We start from the raw sequence: 6,544 nt of genomic DNA, 5'->3' as shown, positions 1-6,544 counted from the left end.
GCGCGGCGCCGTCGTCGCCGGTGGGGCGGGTCGTCCCCGGCCCGCCGGGCTCACTCGGTCAGGTCGATCTCGTTGAAGACCTCGTCGTTGACCGGGCTCGCCGGGTAGGAGGCCACGCGCTTGTCGAAGGCCAGCGACGGGGCCGGGTGGGCGAGCGGGACCGCCGGGACGATCTCGGAGATCTGCTCGTTGATCTCCTGGTACTTCGGCGTCTGCTCCTCGAGCGTCGGGATCTGGCGGGCCTCCTCGAGGGCGGAGAACAGCTCCTCGTCGGTGAAGCCGAACTCGGGCTTCTCCTGGCCGAAGAACACGCCCACGAAGTTGTCCGTGTCGTTGTAGTCACCGGTCCAGCCGAGCAGGTGGATGCCGTGGTCCGAGGTGCCCTGCACCTGGTCGAGGTAGTCCGGGCTCCACTTGGCCGGCTTCGCGTTCACCGTGATGCCCACCTCGGCCAGCTGGCTCGAGAGGTTGGAGAACGCCTGCTCGGGGGTCGGCATGTACGGGCGCGAGACGCCGGTGGGGTAGTTGAAGTCGATCGTGAAGCCGTCCGGGTAGCCGGCCTCGGCGAGCAGCGCCTTGGCCTTGGCGGGGTCGTGCTCGTACGTGGTGACGTCCTCGCTGTACCCGTTCACGGACTTCGGGATGAACTGGGTGGCGGGCTCCGTGCCCTCGGGGAGGGTCTGCGCGATGAGGGCGTCCTTGTCGATCGCGTGGGCGATCGCCTGGCGCACCCTGACGTCCTGGAGCTCCTCCTTCTCCTGGTTCAGGCCCAGGTAGAGGATGGTGAACGGGTCGCGGGCCACCACGTTGAAGCCGGCCTCGGACAGGGCCGCGGTGTCCGCGGGGGCCACGAGGTCGTAGCCGTCGATGTCCCCGGCCTCGAGCGCCTGACGGCGGGCCACCGGGTCGTCGATCACGCGGAAGGTGATGTCCGTGACCTCGCCGCCCTCGCCCCAGTAGTCCTCGTTGGCGGTGAGCTTGACGTCCTCGCCCACGCTCCAGGACTCGAACTTGTAGGGGCCGGTGCCGGTGGGGTGTGCCCGGGCGTACTCGGACATCTGGGGCGACTCGGCGGTGCCGCCGACCTCGTCCGCCTTGTACTCCTCGAGCGCCTTCGGCGACTGCATGGCGAAGGCCGGCAGGGACAGGGAGGAGATGAAGCCCGCGAACGGCTGCGCCAGCGTGATCTTCACCTCGTGCTCGCCGGTGGCCTCGCACTCCTTGTAGACGGCGTCCTCGGGCTTGTCCGCGAAGCCGCGGAACAGCTTGCCGTAGTAGTACGAGAGGGTCTCCGACTGCTGGATGCCCGTGAAGTTGTACCAGCGGTCGAAGTTGGCGCACACGGCCTCCCCGTTGAACGGCTCGCCGTCGTGGAAGGTCACGCCCTCCTTCAGCTGGAACGTGTGGGTCAGGCCGTCCTCCGAGGACTCCCAGGACTCGGCCAGCAGCGGCGCGGGGTCCGCGGTGCCCGGCTTCGTGCCCACGAGGCCCTCGAAGATCTGACGGGAGACCCGGAAGGTCTCGCCGTCGGAGGCGAAGGCCGGGTCCAGGGTCTTCGGGTCAGAGGAGGCGGCGAAGATGAACGAGCCGTCCACCTGGGCGGCGTCGCCCCCGCCCGAGCCGCCGGAGCCGCCGCCGTCGCGCTGGCTCTGGGCGCAGCCGGTGACGAGCAGGGCGCCGGCCGCGGTGAGCGCGGCGGCGGACAGGAGTCGGTGACGCAGACGGGTGGCCATGGGGGCTCCTCCGGGAGAGGTCTCAGCCGAGACGCGGGTGCGAGGGGACCGCGCCGTCGGGTGTGACCTCGGGCACGCTCCTGGACGTGACTATAGCCACAAGCGCGGGCAGGAACGCAACGCAGGCCGCGTCTGCGCGTGCGGCACGGCGCCCTCAGGCCCCGGTGGGCATCCGCTCCCGACGCGCGGCGGCCCGCTCGCGGACCCAGCGCAGCACGTCCTCCGGACGGTTGGTGGTGAGCTCCTGCACCCCCTGGGCGAGGAGGAAATCGGCGTCCTCGCGCTCGTCGACGGTCCACACCCGCAGCCGCCGCCCCGCCGCCAGCCACGCCTTCACGTCCGCCAGGTGCTCCCGCACGTAGGCCACGGAGGGCCCCGCCATCCCGGCCCGGCCGCGCCAGACGAGCGCCTCGGACCCCGCCAGCGACTGACGCGCCGCCGCACGCACCGCCGCCCGGCTCAGCGGCCCCCGCGCGAGCCGGGTCGGCAGCTCCGTCGGCATGAGGTCCATCAGGGGGCAGAGGGGGTCCGTGCCGGCCAGCGGCGCCACGTGGCGCAGCGCGTCCGGATGGAAGCTCATGAGGGACACCTGCACCTGACCCAGTCGGCCGGTCTCCGGGTCCCAACCGGCCCGCAGCAGCTCCCGCAGCACCCGCTCCTCGAGCTCATGCCCGAACGGGGAGGGGTGCTTGAGCTCCACGGCCAGGCGCAGCGGCCGGTCCGCGGCCGCCGCGATCGCCAGGAGGTCGGCCAGGGTGAGCACCTGCTCCCCCGCGCCGCCGTACACGGCGGGCGGCGCCGTCGTCGTGGCGGGCTCGGCCCCCGGACGCCGGGCGTGCCACGAGACGACATCGAGGCCGCGCAGACGATCCAGCGTGTGGTCCGCGACGGCGCCGCGCCCGTCCGAGGTGCGGTCCACGGTGGGGTCGTGCCAGCAGACGACCTCGCGGTCCCGCGTGAGCTGGACGTCGCATTCGAGACCGTCCGCGCCCACGGCGAGGGCGTGGAGCATGGCGGCGCGGGTGTGCTCGGGGAAGGCGGCGGAGGCGCCGCGGTGGGCGATCACGAGGGCGGGCACGCCGCCAGGCTAGGGAGCGCGTGTGCCGACCACGTCACCGCAGGGTGCCCGGCTGGTTAACTGGTGGGGACCATTCGGTGCACGCGATCAGGAGCCTCCCGTGTCCTTCTCCCCCGACCCCGCCCAGCAGCTGCTCAGCGCCGGTGCCCTCGAACGCGCGGCGGGCCTGCGGCGCATGAAGGCCGTCGCCCTGGGGCTGCTCATCCTGCTGGCCGTGGTGTTCGTGGTCGCGTTCCCGTTGCAGGACACCCACCCGGTGTGGGGCTACGTGCGCGCCGCCGCGGAGGGCGGCATGGTCGGCGCGCTGGCGGACTGGTTCGCGGTCACGGCGCTGTTCCGCCACCCGATGGGTGTGCCCGTGCCGCACACCGCCCTGATCCCGCGGAAGAAGGACCAGCTCGGCGCCGCGCTGACCGAGTTCGTGCAGGAGAACTTCCTGGACTCGGAGGTCGCCCACGAGAAGGTCGACGGACTGAAGGTGGCCGAGGCCGCCGGCGGCTGGCTGCGCCGTGAGGAGAACGCGGCTCGCACCGCCCGGGAGATCGCGACGGCGGCCCGGGGCGCCATGGCCGCGGCCGACGACGACGCCGTCCAGGAGCTGCTGCGCCAGCTGATGGAACGCCACATGGTGGCCCCGGACTGGTCCCCCACGCTCGCGGGCGTGCTGGAGGACGTGGTGGCCGGCCGGCACCACGAGCGCGTGGTGGACCTCGTGGTCGCCCACACCGGGGACTGGGTGGCCGCCCACCCCGAGCTGTTCGTCGAGACGGTGCGCCGCCGCTCCCCCGAGTGGAGCCCGGACCTCGTGGACCGCCTCCTCGCCGAGCGACTGCACGCCGAGACCCTCAAATACCTCGCCGGCATCCGCCGCGACCGGCAGCACGAGGCCCGCCGCGCCGTCGACGACTGGCTCGACCGCCTCGCCGACGAGATGCGGAACGAGCCGGCCACCCGCGCCTCGGTGGAACGGTTCAAGCGGAACCTGTTCGCGGACGAACGGCTGCGCGCGTGGGCCGGGCGGGCCTGGGTCTCCCTGCGGGACTCGCTCCTGGATGCGCTCGAGGACCCGTCCTCCGACCTGCATCGCGCGCTCGTGGCCGCCCTGCGCGACCTCGGCGCCCGCCTGCAGGAGGACCCCGAGCTGCGCGACCGCGTGGACGGCCACGCCCGCCGCGCCGCGGCGTATGCGCTGAGCTCCTACGGCCCGGCGCTCACCGGGGTGATCGAGGAGACGGTCGCCCGCTGGGACGGCGAGCAGACCGCGCGCACCCTCGAGCTGTTCGTGGGCAAGGACCTGCAGTTCATCCGCATCAACGGCTCGGTCGTCGGCGCGCTCGCGGGCCTGGCGATCCACGGGGTGGCCACGCTGTTCCTCTGAGCCGCGGCTCCCGCCCCGCACTTTCGAACGTGGAATGGGGCGAATGGGCGCTTTCGAACGTGAGATTGGGCCTCTCTCACGTTCGAAAGCGCGGGGGCGGGGGCGACGGACGCGCGGGGGCGGGGCCGTCAGGCGGCGGGCTTGCCCTTCTTCTGCCTGTCGTCCTTCTCGTCCTTGCCGCCGGGCAGGGCGCGACGGATCGCACCGAAGACGCCGCCGTCGTCCTTGGTGCCATCGGCGCGCCCCTGTGCGGCGCCCTCGCGGATCTCGCCGGGGATCACCATCGGCAGGGGGCCGAAGAGCTCCGCGGCGTTCTCCATCACGGCCTTGCCCATGGCGCGGTTGCCCACGCCGCCGATCACGGCGCCCACGCCGAACGGCACGGCGCGGCCCACGAAGCCGGCACCCTGCCGCAGGCGCATCTTGCGCATGAACGTCCTCTTGAGGCGATCCACCACGAACGCGCTGATGCCGGTGCCCGATGCGGTGCCCGCGAGCGCGTTGAGGCTGGACTGCGGGTCGTAGGGACGGCCGGCCTTGGCGGCGGCCTCGCGGAGCAGCTCCTTGGCGTCGTCGCCGAGCATGAGGCCCATGACGAGGGCCTGGGCGCGCTGCGGGTCCTGCGTGGTGATGCCGTGCAGCTCGGCGAGGGACTGCGCGTAGAGGGCGGTGGCCTCCATGAAGCCGGCGACCGCGGCACCGGACAGGCCGAGCGCGGCCACGGTGCCGATGCCCGGGACGATCGCGGTGCCGCCCACGGCGGCACCGGCCCCCGTGACGGTGGTCAGGTACTGCTGCCCGAGCCGCTCGGCGAGACGCTCCGGGCTCTCCCCCGGGTGCTTCGCCGCCATGCGCTGGATGTTCTTCAGGACCAGGGGGCGCTGGACCGCCAACACCGTGGAGAGGGCCTTCTCGAAGCCCTCCGTGGGCTCGCCGTTCTCATCGAGTGCCGACTTCAGCCCGAAGTCCTTCACCTTCCCGGACGCGTACCGGCCGATCGTCGAGTTCTTTGCCATGCGCGCCACAGTATCGGCGCGCGACCCCCGCGGTCAGGACCCGGGCGTCGCCGCGCGCAGGGAGTGCTCGAGGAAGATGCGCACGTCACGGACCTCGTCGGGGCCGGTCCCGTGCAGGATCCCGGGGTAGGTGCGCACGGTCAGGCGGGTGTGCTCCTCGGCCCACGCGCGGGTGTGGGCGACGGCGTCCGGATGGATCACGGGATCCTCGGCGTCCCGGCCCCAGAAGAACGGGCGCGGGCCCGGTCCCTCGGCCGGGGAGTCGAGCATGGCCAGCAGCTCGTTGTCGACGGCGAAGCCGCTCAGGCCCACACCGCAGGTGAACGCCTCGGGGCGCAGACGCAGGACCGTCGTCGCCATGGCCATGCCCTGGGAGAAGCCGAGCACCGAGACCGTGCGGAAGCCGGCCGCCACGACCTCCTCGGCGGAGAGCACGTCGAACACGCGGTGGGCGGCGGCGAGCACCTGGGCGAAGTCGGACTGCAGCAGCAGGTCGAGCAGGAACCAGCCGTGCGCGCCGGGGTCGCCCGGGCCTTCGGACGCCGTCTCGTCGATCTCGAAGCCGCCGCGCACCGCCAGGCCGGTGCACCGCTCCGGGAGCATCGGGAAGTGGCGGCGCGCCGCGCGGACCTCGTTGGAGCCGTAGCCGTGGAACACGAGCACCAGGTCCGTGCCCGCGCGCTCCGCCGGCGGGCGCGACCACACCACGCTGTGGCCGGAACTGATCGTCTCGGTGACTGGTGGGGGCGTGGGGCTCATGGCTCCATCCTAGGGAGGACCCCCGACCGGGCGTCATGCCTGGTCAGGGGCCGTTTTCGCGTGGGCCCTGCGGGGATCGAACCCGCGACCGGCGGATTAAAAGTCCGATGCTCTGCCAGCTGAGCTAAAGGCCCTCACCCGCGGCCGACGACGACGGCGTGCGGCCGACGACGGCGACCCTCGCGGGTGCCCTCCGATGGTAGCCCAGGCGCCCGGGGCACTACCGTGGACGGGGCCGCCGCCTCCGGCGACCACATCCCCACCCCGATGCGCCCTCGAAGGGAGCCCGCCCATGGCACGTCACCGCCTGCCCGCCGGCCGCGGCGCCAGCTCGAGCGCCTCGGGCGTGCTGCGCCCCCACCGGCCCCGCCTCTCGGAACCGCAGGAGCTCACGCACTTCGCCGGCGGCGAAGACCCGCAGGAAGTGGCCGCGGCGGCCTCGCGCCTGGCCCACGCCCTCGTGGCCGGCGGCCGCGCGGAGGAGGACCCGGCCATCGTCGAGCGGCTGGTCGGGCTGGTCCGCGAGCTGGGCGTCGAGACGCTCGCCGAGCTGTGGGCGGACGCCCCGCCCGTCTCGCTC

At 73.3% G+C, this 6,544-nt stretch carries 5 protein-coding genes, 1 tRNA gene and 1 pseudogene; 2 read left to right on the top strand and 5 right to left on the bottom strand.

The features are described 5' to 3' along the window. Positions 1-50: 50 nt before the first annotated feature. Positions 51-1,733: an ABC transporter substrate-binding protein gene (locus HMPREF3105_RS09060; protein ID WP_041103597.1), complete on the bottom strand. Its 1,683-nt coding sequence runs from the start codon at positions 1,731-1,733 to the stop codon at positions 51-53. Between the two features lie 154 nt (positions 1,734-1,887). Next, complete coding sequence (locus tag HMPREF3105_RS09055) at positions 1,888-2,811, bottom strand: glycerophosphodiester phosphodiesterase (protein WP_070709291.1); 924 nt, start codon at positions 2,809-2,811, stop codon at positions 1,888-1,890. Between the two features lie 100 nt (positions 2,812-2,911). Between HMPREF3105_RS09055 and HMPREF3105_RS09050 the strand changes: the two genes are divergently transcribed. Next, positions 2,912-4,189 (top strand): DUF445 domain-containing protein, encoded by a 1,278-nt coding sequence (locus HMPREF3105_RS09050; protein WP_044658638.1) that lies wholly within the window; start codon positions 2,912-2,914, stop codon positions 4,187-4,189. Positions 4,190-4,317: 128 nt separating this feature from the next. Here the strand turns inward: HMPREF3105_RS09050 and HMPREF3105_RS09045 are convergent, their stop codons facing one another. From HMPREF3105_RS09045 to HMPREF3105_RS09035, 3 genes are all read right to left on the bottom strand, one after another. Next, on the bottom strand, positions 4,318-5,205 hold the full coding sequence (locus HMPREF3105_RS09045) for a hypothetical protein (protein WP_041103594.1): 888 nt from the start codon (positions 5,203-5,205) through the stop codon (positions 4,318-4,320). A 33-nt stretch (positions 5,206-5,238) separates the two neighbouring features. Next, a complete protein-coding gene (locus HMPREF3105_RS09040; RefSeq protein ID WP_041103593.1) occupies positions 5,239-5,964 on the bottom strand; it encodes an alpha/beta hydrolase in 726 nt (241 codons plus the stop codon). 61 nt (positions 5,965-6,025) lie between these two features. Then, positions 6,026-6,098 (bottom strand) — tRNA-Lys (locus HMPREF3105_RS09035). A gap of 158 nt (positions 6,099-6,256) precedes the next feature. On the opposite strand from HMPREF3105_RS09035, the pseudogene HMPREF3105_RS09030 reads away from it, so the two are divergent. Then, positions 6,257-6,544, top strand: a pseudogene (locus HMPREF3105_RS09030) (hypothetical protein); the annotation flags it as partial.

This window comes from Micrococcus sp. HMSC31B01, assembly GCF_001816085.1.
Taxonomy (GTDB): domain Bacteria; phylum Actinomycetota; class Actinomycetes; order Actinomycetales; family Micrococcaceae; genus Micrococcus; species Micrococcus luteus.
The sequence above is the reverse complement of the archived record's forward strand: the minus strand, read 5'-3'. Positions and strand labels throughout refer to the sequence as shown.

Coding starts and splice junctions, on each gene's coding strand:
- HMPREF3105_RS09040 (WP_041103593.1), bottom strand. CDS start 5,964: ATGAGCCCCACGCCCCCACCAGTCACCGAGACGATCAGTTCCGGCCAC.
- HMPREF3105_RS09045 (WP_041103594.1), bottom strand. CDS start 5,205: ATGGCAAAGAACTCGACGATCGGCCGGTACGCGTCCGGGAAGGTGAAG.
- HMPREF3105_RS09060 (WP_041103597.1), bottom strand. CDS start 1,733: ATGGCCACCCGTCTGCGTCACCGACTCCTGTCCGCCGCCGCGCTCACC.